This window comes from Cystobacter fuscus, from assembly GCF_044360685.1.
Classification (GTDB): domain Bacteria; phylum Myxococcota; class Myxococcia; order Myxococcales; family Myxococcaceae; genus Cystobacter; species Cystobacter fuscus_C.
Genome location: NZ_CP043491.1, coordinates 2,226,980 through 2,251,917, shown reverse-complemented (window position 1 = coordinate 2,251,917; position 24,938 = coordinate 2,226,980). Strand labels below are relative to the sequence as shown.

Here is a 24,938-nt window from a genome sequence, read left to right as displayed (position 1 = left end):
GAACGAAAAATCAGGTGTGCCCTTGCAAGAGGGACACCGACCCGGGCAGCAGGGGAGCGAGCCAGGGGGAAGAGGTCGCGAATGGCGAGCCGCCAGGATATTCCTTAGAATCGACCGCGCACGCAGCCGGCCGGGGCGTGCTCGTCTGGCGGAGGTCCAAGCGCCCAGACGAGGCGTGCCGCTCGAAAAGGATTCAACATGACGCGCTCCACCCTCATCAAGAAGGCCTGGCTCGCACTGGTGCTGGTGGGGTGGGCGAGTGTCGCGCTCACGGCCCTGCCCCGCGAGGCAGAGGCCGAGCCGCTCTACTTCGCGCTGGAGGTACGGCGAGAGGGACGGCTCGTGGCCCAGCCCAAGCTGCTGGGAGAGACGGGCCGCACGGTGCGCGCCGAGCGGCGCAAGCCCGGCGCCCAGCAGCCCGACTACCGCCTGGTGCTCACCCCCACCGCCGAGGGCAAGGCGTTCCACCTGGAGCTGGACCTGGCCCTGCCGGAGCTCAAGGGCCACTCGGAGCTGTCGCTGCTGCACGGCCAGGAGCGCCGGGTGCAGCTCGGCCGCTGGCCGGGCGACCTGGAAGTGTCGCTGCTCCTCATGAAGGTGGACTCGCCCGAGTTCCGGGCGCTGATGGACCTGACGCGCGACTCCGAGGCGTCCGACTCCGGCCTCACCATCTGATCGCCCGCCGGGCGCGCCCCAGCGGCGGGCGGCGCCTCAGAGGACGGCGAGGTCGTCGCGGTGCACGGCCTCGTCGAGGTAGCGGTAGCCGAGCACGGACTCGATGTTGGAGCTCTTGAGCCCCGCGATGCGCCGCAGCTCCCCGTCGTCGTAGGCGCTCAGGCCCCGGGCGAACACCTCCCCCTGGGCGTCCACGAGATCCACCGGATCTCCCCGGCCGAAGTCCCCCTCCACCGAGCGGATGCCCGAGGGCAGCAGGCTGCGCTTGCCGGCGGTGACGGCCTCGCGCGCCCCGGCGTCCACGAGCAGCCGGCCCTTGGGCTTGAGGGCATGGGCGATCCACGCGGTGCGCGCGCTGCGCCGGCTGCCGGAGCTCTCGAAGAGGGTGCCCACGGGCTCGCCCGACAGCACCGCGCGCAGGCGGCCCGGCACGGCGCCCGAGGTGATGACGCAGCGCACGCCCGACTCGGCGGCGCGGGCGGCGGCGCGAACCTTGGTGGTCATGCCGCCGGTGCCCACCTGGCTGCCCGAGCCCCCCGCGAGCGCGAGCAGCTCGGGCGTGACGGCATCCACCTGGGGAAGCATCCGGGCGTCCGGGTTCTTGCGCGGGTCCGCGGTGAAGAGCCCCTCCACGTCGGACAGGATGATGAGGGCGTCGGCCTCCACGCCGCCCGCGACGAGGCCCGCCAGCGTGTCGTTGTCGCCGAACTTGAGCTCGTCCACGGACACGGTGTCGTTCTCGTTGATGATGGGCACCACCTGGGCCTCCAGGAGGCGCTCCAGCGCGTGCTTCACGTTGAGGTAGCGCCGCCGGTCCTGCACGTCCCCATGGGTGAGGAGGAGCTGCGCCACGCGGCGGTTGGCCCGGTCGAACGCCTCCTCGTAGGCCCGCATGAGGCGGCTCTGCCCCACCGCCGCGCAGGCCTGCTTGCCGGGAATGTCCTTGGGGCGCGCGGGCAGCCCCAGCCGCTCCACGCCCAGGGCGATGGCGCCGCTGGACACCACCACCAGCTCCCGGCCCTGGGCTGCCCAGAGCAGATCCTCGCTCAGCGCGTCGAAGTGGGCCCGGTTGAAGCGCCCCGTCGCATGGGTGAGGGCATTGGTGCCGATCTTCACCACCACGCGCCGAGCGGCGCGCACCGCGTCTCGTCCGGAAAGGTTCACACGCGCAGGGTACGACGGAAGTTCGCGTCAGGGATGCGTGTTGTCACAGGTCGGTGATTTGGGCACCTCGGGGGGATGAAACCCGTCAGGCAGGCCCTTATGCTTGGTTCACCTCAGTTCCGACGGCGAGGCGCGGGCGCCCTTCCCTCCGCGCGGGAGAAGAACACTTTTGAAGGAAATCTACGGCAACACCCTGGGCCTCAAGGCGAGCGAGCAGAGCCGGCTGCGCAACACCTATCGGCGCCGCGTGTCGCCCCATGAGATCGTCTCCCCCGAGCTGGCCCGTCACCTCACCGAGCTGTCGAGGGAGACCAACCGCCAGGTGGGCGTCCTGCTCAACCGGAAGGGGGAAATCGAACACGTGGTGGTGGGCAATGCCCACAAGCTGGAACTGCCGGACATCGGCCGTGCCCGTGCCGGACAGGTGCGTCTGCGTGGCCTGCGCCTCGTGCACACCCACCTCAAGAGCGAGCCGCTCACCAAGGACGACCTGACGGACCTCGCGCTCTTGCGCCTGGACATGGTGGCCGCCATCGGCGTGGGCCACGACGGTCTGCCCGGCGTGCTGCACTACGCCCACCTGGTGCCCGAGAACGGCACGGGTGAGTTCTGGAACGTCTCCAAGCTGCCGGATGTCCACGACGGCCAGCCCGACGTGCTCGACACCCTGGAGGCCCTGGAGGAGGAGCTCAGCCGCAAGGCCGCCGCGCGCGCCGTGTCCGGCCGCGACAAGGCCCTGCTCGTGGCCGTGTGCCTGGATGGCAACCGCGCCGCCGCCGAGGCCAGCCTCTCCGAGCTCAAGGAGCTGGCGCGCACCGCCGGCGTCGAGGTGCTCGACAGCGTGCTGCAGATGCGCCGCGAGGCCGACCCGCGCTACCTCATCGGCCGGGGCAAGCTCGAGGAGCTCAACCTGCGCTCCATGCAGGCCATGGCCGACGTGCTCATCTTCGACAAGGACCTCACCCCCTCGCAGGGGCGCCACATCAGCGAGGCCACCAGCCTCAAGGTCATCGACCGCAGCCAGCTCATCCTCGACATCTTCGCCCAGCGGGCGCAGAGCGCCGAGGGTAAGCTCCAGGTGGAGCTCGCCCAGCTCAAGTACCGCCTGCCCCGGCTCGTGCAGAGCGACACCTCGCTCAGCCGGCTCGCCGGTGGCATCGGGGGACGCGGCCCGGGTGAAACGAAGCTCGAGATCGATCGCCGCCGCGCGCGCGATCGCATCAACCACCTGGAGAAGCGCATCGACACGCTGTCGCGCGAGCGCGAGGTGCGGCGGGCCCAGCGCAACCGGCGCGACCTGCCCATCATCTCCATCGTGGGCTACACCAACGCGGGCAAGTCCACGCTGCTCAACGCCATCACCGGCTCGGAAGTCCTCGCGGAGAACAAGCTGTTCGCCACGTTGGATCCCACCAGCCGCCGGCTGCGCTTCCCCCAGGAGCGCGAGGTCATCATCACCGACACGGTGGGTTTCATCCGCGACCTGCCCAAGGATCTCGTCGCCGCCTTCCGCGCCACGCTGGAGGAGTTGTACGACGCGGACCTCTTGCTGCACGTGGTGGACGCCAACGATCCCTCACGCGACGAGCAGGTGGAGGCGGTGGAGAACATCCTCGAGTCGCTCGACCTGATGCAGAAGCCCCGCCTCATGGTGTGGAACAAGGCGGAGCTGCTGGCGCCCGACGACGTGGAGGCCCTGCTGCGCTCGCGCGGAGGCGTGGCCATCAGCGCCGCGCGCCGCGAGGGCCTGGCCTCGCTGCTGGCCAAGGCGGACACCACCCTCTTCGCCGAGGGCGCCTCGCAGAGCCTGGGTGTGATGTAGGGCGGTGACGGGCGGTGAGGTTGCGGGCGGCCCCGGGTGCCTCTACAGTCCCGGGGCCGTGTCCCTACCCCCCGCCCTCATCCTCCTGGCAGAAATCCAGATTCCGGGCCTCGAGCCGCGCCCGGACGGGCCCGCCTCGTCGGTGGACCCGAACTACTTCGAGCTGCTCGAGCGCAACAGCCACATCATCTACCCCGCCCTGGCCATCCTCGTGCTGGGACTGGTGTCGCTGGCCATCCTCCAGGCCTCCCGGGCCCAGGAGATGGATGGCGCCGTGAAGGCCGAGTTCAAGAAGCTCATCATCGAGGAGCTGCGCCGCTTCCCCGCCGGCCTGGAGACCCCCTTGCTGGTGGAATCCACGGGGCTGGAGCGCGGCAAGCTCGTGCGGCTGCTCAGCCAGATGGAGCAGGAAGGACTGCTGCTGTCTCATCACACCACCAAGCACCAGACGGTGTGGTGCGTGAAGGGCGTCGGCGGCAAGAAGCGCTACTGAGTCCTCGCCCGCGAGGAGCCCTTCCGGCCTCGTCGGCCCTCCTGCTGCTCCAGAACCTGGGCCGCGATGCAGTCGCGGAACCAGCGCTGCGCGGGATGGCCCTCATTGCGCCGGTGCCAGGACAGGACAAAGGCCGCGGGGGCCAACTCTATCGGCGGAGATAGGACGCGAAGCGCATCCGCCATGCCCGAGGCCTCGACCACCCCCTCCATCAGCGTGGCGATCATGTCCGAAGAGGCCACGAGCTTCGGCGCCGCGTACATCTGCGGCAAGGTCAGCCCGAGCCGGCGCTTCAGGCCACGCTTCGCCAGTGCCGCGTCCACGTGGCCAAAGCGCTCGTTCTCGGGCGACACCAGCAGGTGCGACAGCGCGAGGAAGCCCTCGAGGTCGAGCGGTCGGCGGCCCGCCGGATGATCCTTGCGCAGCACGCAGACGAAGCGCTCCTCGAACAAGGGACGCGTGAGAATCCGGTCGGTCGATGCCGGCGGCACCCCGATGGCCACGTCGGCCTCGCCGGCATCCAACATGCCGATCGCGTCGTCCCGTGCCGTGAAGCCCCGCACGTGCAACGTGATGAGGGGCGCCACCTCGCGCAAGGCCGACACCAGGCGAGGGAGCAGGACGAACGCGGGGTGCTCCTGCAGACCGATCGTGAACGTCCCCGTCGACGAGGCCGGCTCGAAGACCTGGGTGAACTCCAACGTGCGCTGGATCTGCGCCAGGGCGCGCGAGAGCGGCTCGGCCAGCTCGAGTGCCCGGGGCGTCGGCTGGAGTCCGCTGGGGCCGCGCACGAAGAGTTCGTCGCGCAAGAGCGCGCGCAGCCGTGACAAGGCGGCGCTCATCGCCGGCTGGGTCCTTCCAATCCGCGTCCCGGCCCGGGTGACGCTGCGCTCGGCCATGAGCGCGTCGAACGCGACGAGCAGGTTGAGATCGATGCCGTGCAAATCCATGCCGTGGATGCTCACACATATCATCAATCGATTTCAATAATGGTCTGGCCACACCTATCTTGTCTTCGTCGGGCACGTCCCGAACCCAGCCACGAGGCAAGGACAAGCATCATGAAGAGAGAAAAAGACGCGGCGCCGCCCCAGGTGACAGGGCTGACGGCCACCGAGCAGCGCGCCATCGAGACACTCTACCGCGCCTTCAGCGAGAAGAATCCGGATCTTCTCGACGAGGCCGTGACCAGGGATTGGAAGGACATCCCGCTGGCGCCGGGTCAAGGCCCGGGACCCGAGGGGCTCAAACCCATCATCCGGGGCTTCATCGCGGCGTTTCCCGATATCCAGATCACCCTCGAGGAAATCATTGGAGCGCCGGGCCGGGCCGCCGTGCGCGCCCTCATCACCGGCACGCACCAGGGGGAATGGTTCGGCATCGCGCCCACCGGCAAGGCCATCCACGTCTCCCTCCACGAGTTCCACCACCTCGAGAACGGCCGGATCACCCACACCTGGCATCTCGAGGATTGGTTCGGAATGCTGAACCAGGTCGGTGCCTGGCCCGCCCGCGCCACCTCCTCGTCGGAGGCCGCGTCATGAAGGCCGCCCAGATTCATGGATATGGAGACCTCGGGAACGTGGTCCTCGAGGACATCCCCACGCCGGAGTTCGGACCCGACGAGGTGCTGATCCGCGTCGAGGCGGCCAGCCTCAACCCGCTCGATGTCCTGCTCCTGAGCGGCAAGCGGCGCGAGGTCTTTCCCCTGTCCTTCCCGTACACGCTCGGCATCGATCTGGCCGGTACGGTCGAAGGCGCGGGCCCGCTCGCGGCGCGCTGGCGCAAGGGCGACCGGGTCATCGCGCGCCCGGCTCCGGTGCGCGGGGGCGCATTCGCGCGATATGCCGTCGTTCCGGCGACGCAGGTGGCCGCCGCTCCAACCCGCCTGACACTGGATGAAGCAGCCGGCCTGCCCACCGCGGCCGGTACCGCCTGGCAGGCCCTGTTCGAAGTCGCCCACCTCAAGCGCGGGCAGACGGTGCTGATCCACGCCGGCGCGGGTGGAGTCGGCAGCTTCGCGGTGCAGCTCGCCAGGCTCGCGGGCGCCCGGACCATCGCCACGGCGTCGGGCCCCAATGTGGAACTCGTGCGGCGGCTCGGCGCGGACCAGGTGCTCGATTACCGGACGGAGGACTTCGCCGCGAAGCTGTCCGGCGTCGACGTCGTGCTCGACACGGTCGGCGGGGAGACCCAGCAGCGCTCCTTCCCCGTCCTGCGCGCGGGCGGCGTTCTCGTCAGCATCACCACTCCGGTGGATGAGGCGCTGGCGAAGAAGCACGCGGTGTCGGCCTCCCGCATGAGCCACTCCACCGATGCCACGCGACTCGGCCTGATCTCCGGACTCTGCGACGCCGGCTCGCTCGAGGTCCTCGTGGACCGGAAACTCCCGCTCGCGGAGGTGGCTACCGCGCTTCGCCATCAGGCCTCGGGCCGGGCACGCGGGAAGATCATCCTCAAGCCAGACTGAGGGCGCGAACCGAGACGCCTCGCTAGTCCTCGTCCGGTTCGGGAAGCGCCAGTTCCCGCAGCCCCGCCGCGTCCAGCCCCCAGTCCCGCTTCTCCGGGGGAATGGGGCCAATGGATTCCACGGAGAGCCGCGTCCACCACTCCGCGCCCCGCTGCTCGTCGATCCGCAATGGGACGGCGAACTCCCGCGACCAGCAGACCCGCGTGCCGGGCTGCCCCTCCGGCGTGAACAGGTACCACTCGCACCGGGCACCGCCCCACCGCGCGCCCGGACCGGGCACACGCTGGAGCGTGTAGCGTGGACCCGGCAGGCTCAACAGGTGCGCCTGCGTCCACCAGGTGAACGCCGGACCCAGACGCCCGGCCCGCTCCGCCGGCAACCGGCGCAGCGTCCCGGCCCGGCGATCCACCACCGTGAAGACATACGCGGGGGTGCCCGGACGGCCCTCGTCCTCGACCCGGAGCTCCAGGCCATCCCCGTCCACGCGCTTGAGGCGCCGCTCCCCCTCGCGCCACAACTCGAACGACCGCGCGGGCCCGTTGCCATCATGGACCTTCGCCCGCAGGTACACGTCTGGCTTCGTGGCGGGTGCGCCAAACACGCGCTCCCAGGTCAAGGCCGCGGCCCTCGCGGGGGGAGCCGCGAGTGCCCCGGTCCCGTCCGGGCCAGACAGCAGGACGACCGCGAGCCCGAGCGCGGCTCCCCTCACCGCCGCGTCACCCGGGCGAAGTCGAAGTAGGTGTACGTCTTGCCGTCGGCATCCGAGAGGCGCTTGAGGTGCAACGTGGCCGAGTAGTCGCCCGTGAGCGCGGTGTCGCGCGCCGCGCCCGAGGGATCCGTCGGCAGTTGGAACGACAGCCCGCTCACGGGGGACGTGTTCACCTCCACCGGGGTGCTCGTGTAGCGCGTCTCCGGCACCCCGCCCGTGGCGAGCGCCTCGTACAGCACGCGGCCCTGGGCCGTGGGCAGCGGCAGCCCGAGCAGATGGGCCACGGTGGGCGCCACGTCCACGTTGCCGCTCGGCAGGGTGTCCGTATAGCCCTGCTTGAAGTCCGGCCCCGCCGCGACGAGCGTGTTGTGCACGTCCACCGGGCTGAAGCTGCCGTGCATGCCCCGGTACGGCGCATACGAGTTGAACTCGATGCCCGGCTTGCCACCCACCACCGCCGTGTCATCCCAGCTGAAGCTCACCGTCACGTCCGGACTGCGCCCGGAGGCGTTCTGGATGTTCACGTCCGTGGCGGGGAACGTGCCGGGGATGCTCCCGTAGCGCGTGTCCACGAAGATGGCGCCGTATTCCTCGCGGCTCTGCAGGAAGGTCACCAGCCGGCGCACCAGCGCCGGGTCTCGGCTCGGGATGTAGAACTGATCCGAGCCCCCCGGCGCGGCGATGATGATGGCGTCCTGCGGCAGCGTCGCGGGCACCGCGTAGGCGGGCGTCGTGTACTTCGCGCCCGGCGTGCCGCACTTCGAGCCCGACGCGTCCGTCTGGACCGGATACACGGGCGTGCCATCCGCGCGAATGCCGCTGAGCACCGGCGACAGGTCGCACCCGCCTCCGTCATACGCGTGGAAGCCCGCCTGGGTCAGCAGATCCGCGCTGCGCACGTAGCCGGACACCGAGTAGCCGGTGTCACTCACCCCACCCACCTTGTTCTTGCCCGTCCCCGGATCCGGCTCGACGCCCCGCAGGGGAAAGAGCGACAGCGGCCCCGACACCGTCGAGTGCGCATGGTCCGAGGCGATGAGGATGTTCGTCGAGTCGAGCTGCTGCTGCGCCTCGAGCTGGGCGAGGATCCGGCCGAGGAACTCGTCCTGCGCGCGCAGGGCCAGCAGGGCGTTGGCCGAGCCCGGTCCATAGTCATGTTCCGTGGCATCCACCGTGCGCAGCCAGATGAGCGCCAGGTCCGGCGAGTGCACGGGCAGCACGTACTCGGTGAAGTACTTCGTCAGGTTCCTGTTCTGCGTGATGTTGCGGCCGCCTCCCTGATTGGACGGATCCGGCGTCTTGCCGTCGGAGAAGTACACGAACGCGCTCGCGCCCGTCGGCGTGCCGTTGTCCGCCGTCAAGGTGAGGCTTCCCGCCGGATACATGTTCGGCGTGCTCGCCGGCAGGGGAAAGCCGCGCTGCTGCAAGTCCTTCGCGGACTCGAGCGGCCAGACCGTGTTCTCGTCGATGATGAGCCCCTCGCGCGACGAGTCCTGGAGGTAGGCCGGTCCGCTCTTGCCCACGCTCGCCGTCACCAGGCCCGCGGCCCGCGCCGCCGAGAAGAGCGTCTTCGCGTTGAGCAGGGGCTCGTGGAAGGTCTGGTCATAATAGGCCGCCAGGTTGTCCAGCAGCCTCCAGTCATCCACCGCGACGGGCCGGCGGAAGTTCGTCTCCACTCCGCTCGCGTTCTGCCCCGAGGCGCTCGGCGCATAGGCGAAGTTGCCATTGAAGCCCGTGGCCCCCGGAAAGGCGCCCGTCGCGAACGTCGCGCCGTTGATCAACGTGAAGGTCGGATAGGTCGAGTGGTTGTCGCTGAACCACACGCCCCGCGTCCTCAACGCATGCACGTTCGGCGTGTCCTGGGGATTGATGAAGTCCGGCCGCAGCCCGTCCCAGACGAAGACGATCATCCGGTGGCGCGCGGCGGGCGCCGGCGGCGCGGGCGGCTCATGCCCCTTGCATCCTCCCGTGACGGTTCCCGCCACCGCCGTGAGCACGAGAAATCCCTTCCACCCCTTCTTCCCATCGCGTTGGTGCATGTCCGCCCCCTAGACCAGCTCGTTCTTCGGCTGGCGCGTCATCAGTTCCACCACCGCCGCCCGGGCACTCTTGCCCTCGTAGGCGATGGCATATACCTGCTCGCAGATGGGCAGCTCCACCCCCACCTTGCGCGCCAGATCCCTCGCGCTCCGGGCCGTCTTCACGCCCTCGGCCACCTGCTTCATGTCCCCCAGAATCTCCTGGAGCGAGCGGCCCCGCCCCAGCTCCATGCCCACGTGCCGGTTGCGGCTCAGCTCGCCCGTGCACGTGAGCACCAGGTCTCCCATGCCCGACAGGCCCGAGAGCGTCAGGGGATTGCCCCCCTTGCGCACCGCCAGCCGGGTGATCTCCGCGAGGCCCCGGGTGATGATGCCCGCGCGCGCGTTGTGCCCCATGCCCAGCCCATCCGCGATCCCCGCGGCGATGGCGATGACGTTCTTGAGCGCCCCGCCATACTGCACGCCCACCACGTCGCTGGAGGTGTAGGAGCGGAACGTCTCCGTCTGCAGCGCCTTCTGGCAGCGCAGGGCCACCTTGTCCCAGGGCGCCGCGATGGTGACCACCGTGGGCATGCGCTGGGCCAGCTCCTTGGCGAAGCTCGGGCCCGAGAGCACCGCGATGTACGGGTGGTACTCCTCCGGCAGGCAGTCCTCCAACAGCTCCGTCATCGTCAGGAGCGTCTCGTTCTCGATTCCCTTCGCCACCGTCACCAGGGGCACGTGCCGGGGCAGCGACGGCAGCGCCTGGGCCATCACCTGGCGCGTGGCATGGCTCGGGGTGGCGAGCACCACCAGCTCCGCGCCCTCCAGCGCCTCGGCGAGCTGCGTCGTGGCCCGCACCCGCGGGGAGATGGGGATGCCGGGCAGGTAGGTCGCGTTCTCGTGCCGGGTGTTGATGGACTCGGCCAGCGCGGCGTCCCGCCCCCACAGGCCCACGTGCTCACAATTCACCGCGAGCACGTTGGCGAGAGCCGTACCAAAAGAGCCGGAACCAATGACACTGGCGCGCATGGAGTCGCTTCTCCCAGGGAATGAGAATGAAGGGGAGGCGCAGCTTAGAGGACCCACCCCCCTTCCGGGAAACGGGCTTTCCCGGAAGGGGGGCGGCCAGCGTCCTGCATCGGGCAGGTCCTCACTTCCCCATGGCCAGCAGGGGGTCGGGTCGATCTATACCCTCGCCGCGTCCCCGGGTATGCACCCGGTCAGGAGGAACTTCGGGATGAGGGCAGGCCGGGGCGTGGGAGTGATGGTGCTGGCACTGGCGCTGGGCGCCTGCCGCTCGCGCAACGCGGGCCCGGCGGACGCGCCGCCGCCCGCCAATGATCTCTCGTGCGAGCGGCTCGTCGCCCCCGAGGTGCGCGACACCCTGCCCGGCTTCACCCTCCAGCAGTCACGCCCCTGCCCCACCTGCGGGCCGCTGTGCACCTTCCGCTCGGCCGAACAGAAGGACGTCACCCTCTCCATCGCCTACGACTGCCGCAAGCACTTCGAGGGCGAGGACGTCCAGGCCCTCTTGACGCCCACCCTGCGCGCGGGCGGCACCGAGATCCCCGCCATGGGCCGGGCCGCGGCCCGCCGGGAACCCGTGCCGGGCATGCTCCAGGTGTCCACCTGGGACGACGATACGCCCTGCGGCATCATCGTCACCTGGCTGGGGGCCGACAAGGAGCGCGCGATCGACATCGCCCGCGCCACCCTCTTCGCCACCACCCCCGAGCTCCTCGCGACCGCCCACCCCGATGCCTCCACTCCGGACGCGCTCCCCCTCGAGGCCTCCCCACCGGACGCGGGCACGCCCTGAGCCGCGTCGCGGACGGACGAGGCTCGCCCGGTTGCTCGATCGGCAGGAGTCCACCTGACCTCCAGAAGGGCAGGTCCGGACGCTATGATGCGCCCATGCCTCGCCCCCTCGTCGCCTGCCTGGTGCTGCTCGCCGTGCTGCTGGGCGGAGCCGCGGCCTTGCGCCACGCGATGACCAGCCCGGGCCAGGCGGCGGTGGCCCCCGCGTCCGCGTCCGGGTCCGCTCGGGCCGCCCCGCGAGCGGCCGAGCTGGGTCCCCGAGGAGACTTCCTGGGCGTCATCATCCCGAGTGCCTCCGTGGAGATCGTCTCCAGGAGCGAAGGGCAGGTGGAGGCCATCGAGGTGCAGGTGGGCGCGCGCGTCCAGGCCGGAGCGCCCCTCGTCCGGCTGGAGCTCCACCCCCTGCGCAAGGAGCTCGCCATCGCCCAGGCGGCCCTCCAGACGGCCCGGGCCCAGGAGCAACTGGCCCAGGTGGCCTTGAGCGAGGCGCGCGACCGCACCCAGCGCTATGCCCACCCGAAGCTGGTCAGCCTCCAGGCCATGCCCGAAGAGGAGCTCGCCGCCGCGGGCTTCCAGGAGAAGAGCGCCGCCGCCCGGCTCCAGTCCGCCCAGGCCCAGGTGCAGGAGCAGCTCGCCCGCGTGGAGCAGATCCAACAGCGCATCTCGGACGCCGTCATCAAGGCCCCCTTCGATGGCGTCATCGCCGAGCGCTATCTCGACCCCGGTGCCCAGACGTCGCCCTCGCGCCCCATCCTGCGCCTGCTCGGCGCGGGCGGCCTGCGGGTGCGCTTCGCCATCCCCGAGGACGAGTTCCACGGCGTCGCTCCGGGCACGCCCATCCAGGTCCGCCTCCCCCGGGAAGGCCCCTCCCTCACGGGCCAGGTGGAGAACGTCTCCCCCGAGGTGGACTCCGCATCGCGGATGATCATCGCCCTGGCCCGCCTGGACGTCCCCCCGGGAGCCGAGGTGCCCGCCGGCATCGTGGTGCGCGTGCGGCTCGGCCCCTGGGGTGAACGCGCGGCGCTCGCCACGCCGGAGACGCCATGAGCTCCGGCACGAGGCCAGGGCGCGACCGCGCGAAGGGAGGACACGCTCGTGGATGAGAGCAGTTCCGGACGAGACGCCCCGGCGACGTCCGCGCCGTCTCCGACGCCCACTCCGCCCGGCAGCATCTACCGGCAACAAGCCCTCCAGGAGCACGCCAACCCCCGTGTGGACAGCGAGCTGTTGCGCCTGTCGCCGGAGTGGTCCCGGTGGACCTATTGGATCCTGCTGCTGGTGGTGACGGTGGGGCTGCTCTTCTGCGCCCTGGGCACCGTCGACGAATACGCCACCGGGCCCGCCGTGGTGCGCGTGGAGGGCAAATCGGAAGTCACCGTGGACGTGGCCGGGCTGGTCACCTCCGTGGAGGTCGAGCCCGGACAGCGCGTCGCCGCCGGCCAGGTGCTGGTGCGACTCCAGGCCCGGGAGGAGCGCACGGCCCTGGAGCGCATCGAGCGCGAATTCGAGTTGCAGCTCGCCCGCGTCCTGCGCGACCCGGGTGATCAGGCCGCGCGCCAGGTCCTCACCACCCTGCGCGCCGAGCGCGAGCAGGCCCAGGCCCGCCAGGAGGCGCGCACCATCCGCGCCGCGCGCGCGGGCGTGGTCAACGACTTGAGGGTGCGGCCCGCCCAGTACGTCCAGCCCGGCGAGAGTGTCGCCTCGCTCCTGGACGAGGACGCCCACGCCTCGCTCGTCGCGCTGTTGCCGGGCAGCAGCCGCCCCTTCCTGCGGCCCGGCAAGCCGCTCCGGGTGGAACTGGAGGGCTTCCCGTACGAGTACCGCGAGCTGGTCATCGACTACGTGAGCGACCAGATTGTCGGCCCCGCCGAGACGCGCCGCTATCTGGGCCGGGAGATCGCCGACGCGCTGCCCCTCGACGGTCCCCAGGTGCTGGTGCGCGCGCGACTGCCCGCGTCGACCTTCCGCCGGGACGGACAGACCTTCAACTACGTGGATGGAATGACGGCCCGGGCCGAGGCCCGGCTGCGCGCGGAGAGCATCCTGGTGATGCTCGTCCCCGGGCTCAAGGTGCTGTGGAGCGATGACACCGACTGAACCCAAGCCCAATGGCCTGCTCGACCGCTTCCCGGCGCTGCGCGAGTTGCAGGCACGGCTGCGCGAGCGCCGCGTGCCCGAGGTGCGGCAGCTCGCGGCCACCGAGTGCGGCGCGGCGTGCCTCGCCATGGTGCTCAACTACCATGGCCGCGCCATGCGCCTGGAGGAGGTGCGCGACCTGCTGGGCCCACAGCGCGATGGCCTCTCCGCCCAGCAACTGCTCCAGGCCGCGCGCCGCTTCGGCCTGCGCGGCCACGGCGTCTCGCTGGACGAGGACTCGCTGGAATATCTGCCCACCGGCGCCATCCTGCACTGGCGCTTCTCGCACTTCGTCGTCTTCGAGCGGCTGGGCAGGCACGGCGTGGACATCGTGGATCCGGCGCTCGGCCGGCAACGGCTCCCGATGGAGGAGTTCCTCCGGGCCTTCACCGGCGTCGCGCTGCTGCTTGAGCCCGGGGACGACTTCGAGACGAGCAAGGCGGGCCCCCGGCGCACGTCGCGCTACGTGAAGGAGATTCTCCGGCAGTCGGACTCGCTCTCCCGCGTCCTCGTCGTCTCGTTCATGTTGCAGCTCTTCGCGCTGGCCATTCCCGCCCTCACCGGGCTGGTGGTGGACCGGGTGGTGCCACGGGGAGACCAGCACCTGCTGCTCGTGTTGAGCCTGGGACTGGCCACCCTCACCGTCTTCAACCTGATGGCCTCGCTCATCCGCGGCCACCTCCTGGTGGAGCTGCGCACGCGCATCGACTCCAGCCTGTCGCTGGGTTTCCTCGAGCACCTGGTCAGCCTCTCCTACGCCTTCTTCCAGGTGCGCTCCTCGGGCGACCTGCTCGCGCGCATGAACACCAACACCGCCGTGCGCGAAATCCTCTCCTCCTCCGCCATCTCCGGCATCCTCGACGGCTCACTGGTGCTCATCTATCTGGTGATCCTCTTCATCGCGAGTCCCCCCCTCGGGCTGCTGGTGCTGGGACTGGCGAGCGCGCAGGTGCTCATCTTCGTGCTCTCGCGCAAGCCGCAGGGCGAGCTGATGGCGCGCGGCCTGGAGATGGAAGCGCGGAGCCAGGGCTACCAGGTGGAGCTGCTCACCGGCATCCAGTCGCTCAAGGCCTATGGCGCCGAGCACCGGGCGGTGCAGCACTACGCGAGCCTGCTGGTGCGCGTGCTCAACGTGAGCCTGCAGCGCGGCCACCTGTCGGCCTGGGTGGACTCGCTCAATGGCACGCTGCGGCTGGCCTCGCCCCTGGTGTTGTTGTGCGTGGGCACCTGGCGGGTGCTCGAGGGCGACACCACCCTGGGCACCATGCTGAGTCTCAACGCGCTCGCCCTCGGATTGCTCTCCCCCCTGGCCAACCTGGTGGCGACGGCCAACCAGTTGCAACTGCTGGGCAGCTACATCACCCGGCTGGACGACGTGCTCGACGCGCCTCCAGAGCAGAGCGCCTCCCAGCCGCGCGCCTCGCACGTGCCGCGCGGCGGCATCGCGCTGGAGGGGGTGTCTTTCCGCTACGGCCCCATGGCTCCCCTGGTGGTCAAGGAGCTGTCGGTGCGCATCGCCCCCGGGCAGTTCGTCGCCATCGTGGGCCGCTCCGGCGCGGGCAAGTCCACCCTGGCCAACCTGCTCATTGGCCTCTACCCCCCCACCACCGGACGGCTGCTCTACGACGGCGTGGACCTGGCCACCCTGGACTTGCAGGCGGTGCGCTCGCGGATGGGCGTGGTGCTGCAGGACGCGGCCTTCTTCAGCGCCAGCGTGCGCGCCAACATCGCCATGCTCGACCCCGAGGTGCCGCTGGCGGCGGTGGAGGAAGCCGCCCGCGCCGCGCAGGTGCACGAGGACATCATGGCCATGCCCATGCGCTACGAGACGCCCATGATGGACCGGGGCGCGGCGCTCTCCGGTGGCCAGCGCCAGCGCCTCTCGCTCGCGCGAGCCCTGGTGCGCAAGCCCGCCGTGCTGCTGCTCGACGAGGCCACCAGCGCGCTGGACGCCCTCACCGAGCGCAAGGTGCAGGACGCACTCGCGGGGCTGCGCTGCACGCGCATCGTCATCGCCCACCGGCTGAGCACCGTGATGAACGCGGACCTCATCCTGGTGATGGACGGCGGCCAGCTCGTGGAGTCGGGCACCCACGCGGAGCTGCTCGCGCGCGGCGGCCTCTACACCGCCCTCGTCCGGGCCCAGCTCGACTCCTCGGACCGCGCCGCGTGAACCCCCGCGGCGGGTGAGACACCGCCACACACCTCGGCGCCCACGAGCGTCCCGCCCCGGGGGGAGGTAGAGAGGAGAGCCGTGGCCACCCACCCGCCTCCCATCATCCTCAGCTTCCGGCGCACCTTCGCGCTGCTCATCGTCCTGGTGGTGCTGCCCTCGGCCGGGCTGTCCGGCTTCGGGGTGGTGGCCATCATCAACGAGCGCGCCGCCGTGGAGAAACGGCTCCAGGCCGCGTGGCAGGGCACGCTGAGCGCGCTGGCGGAGGAGCTGCCCGCGGTGCTGCGCGCCGCGAGCTTCAAGCAGGTCAACGGCCAGATGTGGCTGGTGGACACCCAGGGGCGCCGCCTGTCCACCCGGGACTCGTTCCAACTGGAGGGCAAGCAGGTGCGCACGAGCGATCAGGAGCTCGCCGCGGCCCTGACGGCGGTGGAGTCGTCGTCCGAGGACTTCCCCCCGGGCACCTCGCTCTTCTCGCTCATGGTGGGAGGCCACGCCACGCTCATCGCCGCCGAGCGCGACGGCCCGGTGGTGCACGGCGCGCGCGTCTCGCAGGAGGCGGTGGAGTCACTGCTCGCCGAGCAGGCCGAGGCCCAGTTGACGTCCGGAGAGCCCGTGCGCTTCGTGCTGCTCGCGCGCCAGGAGCCCGGGGGCGAGGGCCTCATGGGCAGGCTCGCCTCGGAGGTGGCCCAGGCGCGCGCCAACGCGCTCGGGCCCCAGGTGCTCGCCGAGCGCACCCTGCCCCTGCCCCTGCAGGACTTCCGTCTGGGCGTGGTGCCCACGGGGGAGGATCCCGTGGCGCGGGCCTCCACGCGCAACCGGCTGGTGTACGGGATATTGCTGGCGCTCTTCTACCTCACGCTCACCTTCGGCGTCGTCTACACGGGCCGGGTGCTCTACCGCGAGGCGCGGCTGTCGCGCATGAAGACGGACTTCGTGTCGCTGGTGAGCCACGAGCTGCGCACCCCCGTCACCTCCATCCGCATGTTCATCGAGACGCTCGCGCTCGGCCGCGTGCGGGACGAGGCACAGACGCAGGAGGTGCTGCGGCTGCTCACCCAGGAGACGGAGCGCTTGAGCACGCTCATCGAGCGCGTGCTCGACTGGTCGCGCATCGAGAGTGGCCGCAAGGAGTACCACCCGGAGACGGTTCCCGTGTCCGTGGTGGTGGACACCGCCGTGTCCGCCTTCCGCGCCCAGCACCTGGAGGGAGACGTGCAGCTGTCCGTGGAGATGCCCGACACGGCGACGCCGGTGCACGTGGACCGGAGCGCCATCTCCGGCGCCCTGCTCAACCTCTTGCAGAACGCCTACAAGTACAGCCGGGAGGACAAGCGCATCCATCTCTCCGTGAAGGCGAGCCGGAAGTGGGTGGACCTGACGGTGGAGGACCATGGCGTGGGCATCGCCCGGAGGGACCACCGGCGCATCTTCGAGCGCTTCTACCGGGTGGACAACCTGCTCACCCGCCGCACCGAGGGCAGTGGGCTGGGGCTCGCCATCGCCCGGCGCATCGTGGAGGCGCACGGCGGCTACATCACCCTCAAGAGCGAGCTGGGCAAGGGCAGCCGCTTCACCATCCAGCTCCCCGTGGAGAAGGTCTGAGTGACGCGGACAGGGGCACGGTTGGTGCATGGAAGCAACCATGCTTGACGAATACATTCTAAAAATCAAAAGACTCAAGAACTCCAAACACGTCACCAGGATGTACCACCAACTCAGGGAAGAGCACTCCTTGAGCGGATGGCCCGATGGAAGAGCCTTCGAGCACCTCATCCTTCGCGCCTTCGAACTCGAAGGGGCCAAAGTGACCTGGCCTTTCACCGTGCGAAGAAAGGGCATGAACCTCGAACAGATTGATGGAGCCGTGAGGGAGAACGGCTCGTTCTTCCTTCTCGAGATGAAGGACTACAACAAAACCGTGAACTTCCAGCCCATTGCCAGATTGAGAGCCAGTCTTGCTCGCCGGCCATCGCAGGCGATGGGCGCGGTCTTCAGCATTCGAGGCTTCACGGAAGAGGCGAAAGTCCTCGCCCAATACAGCACTCCCGTCAACATCCTTCTCTGGGATGAGGATGATATCGAGCACGGCCTCACTCGAGGCGCCATGCGGTCTGGACTACAAAAGAAATTCCGCCATGCCCTCGAGCACGGATTTTCGGACTATAACCTCACGATGGAGGGCATTCCATGACGCTTTGCGTGGTCACGAGCAGGGAGTCCGACACCCAATTCCTCCAGTCGCTACTTCACTCCAGGAAGCTCGCGCCGGTCCGGTTCTTCACCTCGAAGAACAGCTCCTCCGCGCACTCCCTCGCGAGATCCATCGTGGGTATCAAACAATACCCTGTTGCCCTCATCCTCGGCACCGATGTGTATGAGCCCACCAAGGTAGAGGAGCGCAGGAGGTTCCTCGAGGCCATGTTGGACGAGACGGCGCCCCGCGACCAGTGGGAGCTGATCCTCCTGGCGCCAGAGATGGAAACCATCTTCTTTCAAATCCCAGGCTTGATTGAGGCCCTGGGTCTTCCCTCTCCCAGCGAGGTACAAAGGGAACGAGCGAAGCATCAGCCTCGTGCGGTCCTGATTGAATTGTTGTCGAAGGCAGGTGGCCGTGGCTCGCCGGATTGGCCATCGTGGTTCCGCAAGACGCTTCCACGGCTGCCCCATGACAAGATCTGGCGGCTGAAACCCTTCAACCAACTTCAGCACTTTCTAGAACAGCATCAACATCGCTCCGAAACCGGACACCCCAGTCCCCGTTGAGAGACCGCCCATCCACTTCCCGCCCGAGGCGCTGCGTCAATGGGTCGGTAGGGTTGCTCACCCAACGCTGGAGACGATCGCGGGGACTGACCCGGGCGGGTCTCGCCCTGCTGCTGCTCGTCATCGGGACTCGGCTCGTGCTGGCAGCGAAGGGCGCTGCACACCCTCCGGCTGCCGGACGAGGACTCCCGGTGGGTCAACCGGCTCATGGAGCCTGGCGGGAATGACACGCCGCGACAAAGCACGGGGCCACACTCGGCGTGACGAAGCACTGACACAGGCCCGCTAACTGTCGAGCGCTTCTAATCGGGAGGACAATTCGCCGTGCCTTCACATCCAGGAGTCGTGGGTTGGGACTGGCCATCGGCTGGCGCATCATGGAGGCTCCAGGGCCGCCGCTTCACCCCTCAACTCCCCCTGGACAAGGCATGAGCGACAAGCCACGACGCATCCTGGTGGTGGAGGACGACCTGGCCATCCTCACCGGCCTCTCCATGAACCTGCGCTTCGAGGGCTACGACATCCTCCAGGCCCAGGATGGCCGGCAGGGGCTCGCGCGCGCGCTCGACGACGCGCCGGACCTCGTGGTGCTGGACGTGATGCTGCCCGAGCTCAACGGCTTCGAGCTCCTCAAGGAGCTGCGCCAGCGCGGCCGGGACACCCCCGTCGTCGTGCTCAGCGCCAAGGGCGCCGAGATGGACAAGATCGTCGGGCTCAACCTCGGCGCGGACGACTACGTGGTCAAACCCTTCGGGCTCCAGGAGCTGCTCGCGCGCATCAAGGCCGTGCTGCGCCGGCGCTACCCGTCCGCCGGCCAGGCCCCCCCGGTGGGCTTCGGCGACGTGCAGGTGGACCTGACGGCCAAGACCGTGACCCGCGCCGGCCAGCCCGTGGAGTTCACCGCGCAGGAATTCAAGCTGCTCGCCCACTTCCTCGCGCACCCGGGACGCACCTTCAGCCGCGAGGAGCTGCTCAGCGCCGCCTGGGGCTACGCCTACGAGGGCAGCGCCCGCACCGTGGACAACTTCATGCGCCAGCTGCGGCTCAAGCTGGAGCCGGACCCCGAGGCCCCCGTGCACTTCCTCACCGTGCGCGGCCTCGGCTACCGCTTCGATCGCTGAGGCCCTCGTCCCCTCACCCGTCCACCACGCCGATGTGGTGCGCATCCGCCGGATCGAACGGCTTGCCGTCGAACCCTCCGTAGCGCTCGCGGGGCGTGAGCCCACAGGCCTTCATCGCCTCCTCCAGCTCCTCCCACGAGAAGGGCTTGAACTTGAGGCGGTGGATGCCCGAGGGGGTGCCGGGCCGCTTGCGCTCGCGCAGGTGGAAGGAGAAGACGGGCCGGCGTGGCTCGAGCGCGGCGCCCGGCTCCTCGTCCGCGGGGCGGCCAGGCTCGACGGGCGGGTTGAGCACGTCGTAGATGAAGAGCCCCTCGGGCCGCAGGTGGTGGCGCACCGTGGCCAGGAAGGCCTCCAGGTCCTCGTGCGACGCCATGAGCCCCAGGGCGTGTTGCGGCGCGAGCACCACCGGGAAGCGCTCCTCCAGCCGCAGCGAGCGCAGGTCCGCGTGCAGCAGCCGCACCCGGCCCGACACCTCGGGCGACTCCGAGGCGCGCACCTCCTCGGCCGCGTGGATCATCCGCTCGGAGGGGTCCACCCCGAGCACCGCCAGGCCCGCCTGGGCCAGCGTCCACGGCACCCGCCCGTTGGCCGCGCCCAGCACGAGCACGGGCCCACCCTGCGCCTGGGCCTGACGCGTATAGAAGAGGAGATCGGGCTCCTGCCCGACGAGGGACAGCGGCGTGCGGCCGCGCGTGTCGTTTCCGGCCATTGCACCCGGCGTAGCACGGTTGGAGGCACGAAAGGGCAGTCAGACTGCCCCTCGTGGGCAATCTCCTACCCACCCGGTGTCACCGAGTCGACGCATGGACCGGCCCCCACGGACGGTGGGAGTGGCACCGCACTTGCGAGGCAAGGAGCTCGGAATCGCCACGGAGGCGTTCCACATCTTCAAGGGTGGGCAGGACATGAAGGCTGGATGGCGGTGGGCGGCGGCGGTGGTGGCGACGGGCGCGCTCTGGACGGGCTGCACGCAAGAGCCCAACAAGAGGGACGTGTCGGAACAGAACAACCCGGGCCTGGACTCACCCAAGCCTGGAACTCCCCAGGACGGCCCTCCCACGGCTCCGCCCGTGCCCGACACGCCCACGCCCGTGCCCGACACGCCCACGCCCGTGCCCGACACGCCCCCGACTCCCACCCCGCCGCCGCCTCCCCCGGAGGCGGCCATCGACTTCCCCTCGGTCCCGGGCTGGACGTTCTACGGCACCCAGCACGGAGGCCCCCGCCGCATCTATGGGGTGTCCGCGGACGAGGGCGGCAACGTGTGGGTGGCGGGCGGTGAGGATGGCCTCTTCGTGCTGCGTCCGGGGGCGACCACCTTCCAGCGCTTCACCATGGAACAGGGCCTGCGCCCCTACGGCTACATGCCGGATGGCAGCGCGCCCATGGGGGAGAAGTACCTCAAGGTCATCTCGGTGGCGGGCGGCCCCGCGGACACCGTCTTCGTGGGCTACGAGGGACGGCCCGGCAAGGGCGACGACCACTGCGAGAACAACTGGGATGGCTCCCGTCCGGATCCCTCGCGCTACAAGAGCGGTGACGCGGACAAGGTGACGCTGCGCGCGGATGGCTCCCTGCACGTCGTCCACTACGACATCTTCTCCGGCCCCGGCATCGTGGCCGCCGAGATGCGGGGGCGCGAGAAGCTCTGCAGCATCCTGCGCATCGCCTATGACAAGAACACCCAGAGCGTCTGGTTCGGCGGCAACCACGGCTTCGCCCGCGGAGACGCGAACTACCAGGGCAACCCCACCTGCAACGGTCAGCTCGACTGCTCGGGCGTGATGGAGCACGTGCACCCGGCCATCAATGCCTACCCCGACATCCTGCTCACCGACGCCTACTACGGGGTGTCCGTCCACTCGAGCGGAGACGTGCTCTTCGGCGGCGCCAACCGCTCCACCCGCTTCCTCTACGGCACCACGGGCAACGACTACTGGGAGGCGCAATCCAGGACCGAGGACTCGCCCTACGTGAGCAACCGCATCGACATCTGGCCGGACCTGGTGGGCGAGGGCAGCACGCCCAAGCCGGCCGAGCGCGATGACGACAACGTGTCCGCCATGTCCGTGGTGGGCGACACCGTGTGGGTGAGCTCCTTCACCAAGGGACTCGCGCGGATGAACGTGAACGGAGGGGACGTGCAGCACGTGTCGCTCGGCGACAAGGCCGAGAGGGCCCTGACCGCGGTGGAGGCCAGGACCGCCGATGGCAGCGTGTGGGTGGGCGCCCGGTGGCTGGGAATCGTCTACCGGCTCCAGGGGGGGGCGGTGAAGACCTATAGCTGCTCGGAGTTCGGCCGGCGCCTGTGCAGCAGCCGCATCTCCGACATCAAGGCGGACGGCAACCGTATCCTCGTGGCCTTCCTGGGCAGTGACGAGAACCACGTGCCGGGTGCCCTCGGCATCTACACCGGCCACTGAGTCCCGCCCCTCGCGGGGGGAAAACACGGAGGGCGCGAGCGCCCGGGATGCGTCCCGGACTCCTCGCGACCTCCGCGCATGCGCGGACTACGGACGGTAGTACTCGGCCGAGGCCTGATCGTGGTTGCTGGCTCCGCCCACCACCAGCACCGTGCCGTCGGGCAGCGGCGAGGCCGTGTGCTGGTAGCGATCCACATGCATCGAGGCCGTCACCGACCACGTGCCCGTCGCCGGGTTGTAGCGCTCGGCGGCGTACTGGATGCCCGTATGCTGATCGTAGCCACCGGCCACCAGCACCTCGCCGTTGGACAGCAGCGTGGCCGTGTGCCAGCGGCGCGGCGACTTCATGCTCCCCGTGGCCTTCCACGTGCCCGTGGCCGGATCATACAGCTCCGCCCCGGCGCTCAGGACGGCATCGAAGCCCGCCCCGCCCGCCACCAGAACCTTGCCACCCGACAGCAGCGTGGCCGTGTGCCAGGCACGTCCCGTGCTCATGCGCCCCGCGCTCGTCCACGTTCCCGCGGCCGGATCATACAGCTCCGCCTCGGGCACGAGCGTATTGCCCTCCGCGTCGGGATTCGGCAGGAGGCTGCCGCCCGTCACCAACACCTTGCCGCCCGGGAGCAGGGTCATGGTGTGGAAGCCGCGCGCCTGCGTGAGTTCCTGCGTGGGGGACCACGTGCCCGTGGCCGGATCATACAGCTCGGCCGACTTCAACGCGGGCCCACTCGACTCCGAGCCGAAGCCACCGGCCACGAGCACCTTGCCGTTGGGCAGCAACACGGCCGCGTGGTTGAAGCGCGGCGCGGAGAGCCGGCCGGTGGCCTGCCACGTGCCCGACGCCGGGAGGTAGAGCTCGGCGGAGGGTCGGGTGGTGGAGCTGGTGCCGCCCGCGACGAGCACGCGGCCGTCGCTCAGCCGGGTGGCGGTGTGGCCCCGGTGGGAGCCCAGGTTGCTGCCCGTGGCGGAGAAGGTCCGGGTGGACGGGCTGTACAGCTCGGAGGAGATGTTGAAGCCGCCGGTCACCAACACCCGGCCGTCCTCCAGCACGGTCGCGGTGTGGGACAGGCGGGGCTGCGCCATGCTGCCCGTGAGCGTCCATCCAGTCTGGGGCGCCTCGCACGCGCTGCTCGGCGTGACGGTCACCTTGCGGGTGGCACGGCCCACGTTGCCGGACGCGTCCTGGGCCGAGTAGGTGAGGACATAGGTGCCCGGCACCTGGGTGTTGACGGCGCCCGAGGCCGTCACCACCGGAGACGAGGCCTCTCCGTTGTCACAAAGATCCGTGGCCTGAACCCCCGCCTCCACGTAGGGCGTGCCGCACGCGAGCGTCTGCGTCGCCTCGCCCACCAGCGTCACCGTGGGCGCCGCCGTGTCGAGCACCCGCACCTGGGTGGCGCACGCGGACGTGTTGCCGGAGCTGTCGAAGGCCTCGTAGCCCACCGCGTACGGGCCGCCCACCGGGAAGGAGGTCGTCTCCGTGGTGCGCTGGTAGCCGTACTCGCACACATCGGACACGACGGGCGCCGGGACCTCGACGGGGGTGAGGCGCCCGGTGCACTCCACCGCGAGCTCGGGCGAGCAGTGGATGCTCGGAGGCGTGGTGTCGGTGACGGTCACCCGCGCCGTGCAGCTCGCGCTCAGGCCCGTGGCGTCCGTGCACGTCAGCGTCACCGCGGTGGTGCCCAGCGCGAACGTCGCGGACGGCGTCTGGGTGCAGCCCACCAGGTCTCCATCCGGATCCGACGAGCCCTCGTCCACGCTGCCGGTGGCGCCACACGTGGTGGTGGCGGGCAGGAGGAGATCCTTGCACCGGGCCACCGGAGGACGGGCCAGGGCGCGGCAGGAAGCGCTGCAGGAGCCCGAGCCGTTGGCGGCCCCCGTGTCGCACTCCTCGCCCGGATCCACCACGCCATCTCCACACCACTGCGTGCGGCACACCGCCGAGCACGGCGTGCCCGGCACGCCATTCTGCGGGCCCGTGTCGCACTGCTCGGGGTACTGCACCAGGCCGTCACCGCAGCGCACCGGCGCCGCTCCGCGCGCCAGCACGTACGGCACGCCGTGCGAACCATCCGAGAAGTCCCGGGAGCCCGGCCAGCGCCCGCCGCTCGGCGGATCCAACGCGATGACGAGCGGGGTGAAGTCTCCCTCCGGATAGGAGAGGAACACCTCATGCACCGAGCAGGCCCAGTTGGACAGCACCTCGTCCGTCAGGCCCGCGAGCGCCTCGTGCGAGGCGACGATGTGCGCGTCGTTGTAGGACGACTCCTTCTTGCAGTTGGCGCTCGTCCCCATCACCTGGAAGGAGCCGAAGGGGCTGAGCACCGGCACCAGCGTCGGGGAATCCGTCTCGTAGTAGTAGCAGCTCAGGCCCGCGTACATGCCCGTCTTGCCCGACTCGGCGGCGGCGAACTGCACGGCGTTGAAGGTGACCTGGGTCTCCTTGTGGTAGACGGGATCGGTGCCCACGACGATGACGTTGCCGTCGACCACCGGGCCCCAGACGTGGCGCGTCTCCTCCGCGGCGAGCAGCAGGCCCGGCGCGACGCTACAGGATTTGTCCCCCAGGATGAGGGCGCGGTAGGAGGCGAAGTCCGCGGCGGACAGGGACCGCCACTCCTCGTCGGAGGCGAGCTTCACCTCGTACCCCAGCTGCCTCGCCACCTGGGCCTCGATGCTGTCCGTGCCCCTGGAAACGGTGCTCGCCAGGATCAGCACCTTGTTCAGGCTGTGCAGCCCCCGAATGGGTGTCCCCAGGGCCCGGGTGGCCGTCTCCGGCTCGGAGGCCACGAGCGACGCGTCCTCCCCTTCCGGCTGCGTCACCCCACTACAGGCCGCCAGGAGCAGGACACTCAGGGCCATCCACATCCGGCCACGGAGGCCATGACGACACTTCATCCGGGTCTCAGAGCGCATCCATACCCTCCCTCGATGGGCTGCACAGGTGGAGCGGTGAACACAGGGTCGCCGCCTCGTTCTCAGGACACCCGACTCTTGAAAACCTGGAAAGTCCGGCACAAGACGGGTAAGCCATTTTCTACACCGAGACCGGTCGGGAAATGAATTCCGTTCTTCATGTTTTTTTTCACCGGGGCCGGATTATTGCGTTTTCAACGCTGTAACCCAAGGAAGTCTCGGCCCTGG

At 69.9% G+C, this 24,938-nt stretch carries 21 protein-coding genes; 14 read left to right on the top strand and 7 right to left on the bottom strand.

All coding sequences use genetic code 11. The features are described 5' to 3' along the window. Nucleotides 1-198 precede the first annotated feature (198 nt). Nucleotides 199-675 carry a hypothetical protein gene (locus tag F0U63_RS09360; RefSeq protein WP_395845547.1) on the top strand — a complete coding sequence of 159 codons (477 nt, stop codon included), beginning with the start codon at nucleotides 199-201 and terminating at the stop codon, nucleotides 673-675. A gap of 36 nt (nucleotides 676-711) precedes the next feature. Here the strand turns inward: F0U63_RS09360 and proB are convergent, their stop codons facing one another. Further along, complete coding sequence (proB, locus tag F0U63_RS09355) at nucleotides 712-1,839, bottom strand: glutamate 5-kinase (protein ID WP_395845546.1); 1,128 nt, start codon at nucleotides 1,837-1,839, stop codon at nucleotides 712-714. Nucleotides 1,840-2,008: 169 nt separating this feature from the next. On the opposite strand from proB, the gene hflX reads away from it, so the two are divergent. Together hflX and F0U63_RS09345 are read left to right on the top strand one after the other, a co-directional pair. Continuing rightward, on the top strand, nucleotides 2,009-3,661 hold the full coding sequence (gene hflX, locus F0U63_RS09350) for a GTPase HflX (RefSeq protein ID WP_395845545.1): 1,653 nt from the start codon (nucleotides 2,009-2,011) through the stop codon (nucleotides 3,659-3,661). Nucleotides 3,662-3,719: 58 nt separating this feature from the next. Next, a complete protein-coding gene (locus F0U63_RS09345) occupies nucleotides 3,720-4,154 on the top strand; it encodes a hypothetical protein (RefSeq protein WP_395845544.1) in 435 nt (144 codons plus the stop codon). Here F0U63_RS09345 and F0U63_RS09340 read toward each other — a convergent pair. Beyond that, nucleotides 4,148-5,119: a LysR family transcriptional regulator gene (locus F0U63_RS09340; RefSeq protein ID WP_395845543.1), complete on the bottom strand. Its 972-nt coding sequence runs from the start codon at nucleotides 5,117-5,119 to the stop codon at nucleotides 4,148-4,150. The genes F0U63_RS09345 and F0U63_RS09340 overlap by 7 nt on opposite strands. A 96-nt stretch (nucleotides 5,120-5,215) precedes the next feature. Here F0U63_RS09340 and F0U63_RS09335 point away from each other — a divergent pair, with 96 nt between their 5' ends. Continuing rightward, complete coding sequence (locus tag F0U63_RS09335; protein WP_395845542.1) at nucleotides 5,216-5,698, top strand: ester cyclase; 483 nt, start codon at nucleotides 5,216-5,218, stop codon at nucleotides 5,696-5,698. Further along, nucleotides 5,695-6,624 carry an NADP-dependent oxidoreductase gene (locus F0U63_RS09330; RefSeq protein ID WP_395845541.1) on the top strand — a complete coding sequence of 310 codons (930 nt, stop codon included), beginning with the start codon at nucleotides 5,695-5,697 and terminating at the stop codon, nucleotides 6,622-6,624. Before F0U63_RS09335 ends, F0U63_RS09330 begins: the two co-directional genes overlap by 4 nt. Nucleotides 6,625-6,646: 22 nt before the next feature. Here F0U63_RS09330 and F0U63_RS09325 read toward each other — a convergent pair whose 3' ends face one another. The 3 genes from F0U63_RS09325 to F0U63_RS09315 are packed head-to-tail and all read right to left on the bottom strand — an operon-like array spanning nucleotide 6,647 to nucleotide 10,383. Beyond that, nucleotides 6,647-7,333, bottom strand: a complete 687-nt coding sequence (locus tag F0U63_RS09325; RefSeq protein WP_395845540.1) for a hypothetical protein — start codon at nucleotides 7,331-7,333, stop codon at nucleotides 6,647-6,649. Beyond that, the gene (locus F0U63_RS09320) at nucleotides 7,330-9,372 is read right to left on the bottom strand and encodes an alkaline phosphatase family protein (RefSeq protein WP_395845539.1); all 2,043 of its coding nucleotides are present in this window, start codon (nucleotides 9,370-9,372) and stop codon (nucleotides 7,330-7,332) included. Before F0U63_RS09320 ends, F0U63_RS09325 begins: the two co-directional genes overlap by 4 nt. Nucleotides 9,373-9,381: 9 nt before the next feature. After that, entirely contained in the window at nucleotides 9,382-10,383 is a 1,002-nt protein-coding gene (locus F0U63_RS09315) for an NAD(P)H-dependent glycerol-3-phosphate dehydrogenase (protein ID WP_395845538.1), read from the bottom strand. 208 nt (nucleotides 10,384-10,591) lie between these two features. Between F0U63_RS09315 and F0U63_RS09310 the strand changes: the two genes are divergently transcribed. From F0U63_RS09310 to F0U63_RS09275, 8 genes are all read left to right on the top strand, one after another. Continuing rightward, nucleotides 10,592-11,173, top strand: a complete 582-nt coding sequence (locus tag F0U63_RS09310) for a hypothetical protein (RefSeq protein ID WP_395845537.1) — start codon at nucleotides 10,592-10,594, stop codon at nucleotides 11,171-11,173. Nucleotides 11,174-11,268: 95 nt separating this feature from the next. Beyond that, on the top strand, nucleotides 11,269-12,219 hold the full coding sequence (locus F0U63_RS09305; RefSeq protein WP_395845536.1) for an efflux RND transporter periplasmic adaptor subunit: 951 nt from the start codon (nucleotides 11,269-11,271) through the stop codon (nucleotides 12,217-12,219). Nucleotides 12,220-12,267: 48 nt separating this feature from the next. After that, complete coding sequence (locus tag F0U63_RS09300) at nucleotides 12,268-13,269, top strand: efflux RND transporter periplasmic adaptor subunit (RefSeq protein ID WP_395845535.1); 1,002 nt, start codon at nucleotides 12,268-12,270, stop codon at nucleotides 13,267-13,269. Further along, complete coding sequence (locus F0U63_RS09295) at nucleotides 13,256-15,481, top strand: peptidase domain-containing ABC transporter (protein ID WP_395845534.1); 2,226 nt, start codon at nucleotides 13,256-13,258, stop codon at nucleotides 15,479-15,481. Before F0U63_RS09300 ends, F0U63_RS09295 begins: the two co-directional genes overlap by 14 nt. Nucleotides 15,482-15,562: 81 nt before the next feature. After that, nucleotides 15,563-17,086, top strand: coding sequence for a sensor histidine kinase (locus tag F0U63_RS09290; protein WP_395845533.1), 1,524 nt, complete (start codon nucleotides 15,563-15,565; stop codon nucleotides 17,084-17,086). Nucleotides 17,087-17,126: 40 nt separating this feature from the next. Then, nucleotides 17,127-17,675 carry a restriction endonuclease gene (locus tag F0U63_RS09285; protein WP_395845532.1) on the top strand — a complete coding sequence of 183 codons (549 nt, stop codon included), beginning with the start codon at nucleotides 17,127-17,129 and terminating at the stop codon, nucleotides 17,673-17,675. 134 nt (nucleotides 17,676-17,809) lie between these two features. Beyond that, nucleotides 17,810-18,247 carry a hypothetical protein gene (locus tag F0U63_RS09280; protein ID WP_395845531.1) on the top strand — a complete coding sequence of 146 codons (438 nt, stop codon included), beginning with the start codon at nucleotides 17,810-17,812 and terminating at the stop codon, nucleotides 18,245-18,247. 428 nt (nucleotides 18,248-18,675) lie between these two features. Beyond that, on the top strand, nucleotides 18,676-19,368 hold the full coding sequence (locus tag F0U63_RS09275; RefSeq protein WP_395845530.1) for a response regulator transcription factor: 693 nt from the start codon (nucleotides 18,676-18,678) through the stop codon (nucleotides 19,366-19,368). A 13-nt stretch (nucleotides 19,369-19,381) separates the two neighbouring features. Here F0U63_RS09275 and F0U63_RS09270 read toward each other — a convergent pair whose 3' ends face one another. Then, entirely contained in the window at nucleotides 19,382-20,077 is a 696-nt protein-coding gene (locus F0U63_RS09270; protein ID WP_395845529.1) for a class I SAM-dependent methyltransferase, read from the bottom strand. A gap of 196 nt (nucleotides 20,078-20,273) precedes the next feature. On the opposite strand from F0U63_RS09270, the gene F0U63_RS09265 reads away from it, so the two are divergent. Further along, complete coding sequence (locus F0U63_RS09265) at nucleotides 20,274-21,791, top strand: hypothetical protein (protein WP_395848344.1); 1,518 nt, start codon at nucleotides 20,274-20,276, stop codon at nucleotides 21,789-21,791. 87 nt (nucleotides 21,792-21,878) lie between these two features. On the opposite strand, the gene F0U63_RS09260 is transcribed toward F0U63_RS09265, so the two are convergent. Further along, complete coding sequence (locus tag F0U63_RS09260; protein WP_395845528.1) at nucleotides 21,879-24,656, bottom strand: kelch repeat-containing protein; 2,778 nt, start codon at nucleotides 24,654-24,656, stop codon at nucleotides 21,879-21,881. Nucleotides 24,657-24,938 lie beyond the last annotated feature (282 nt).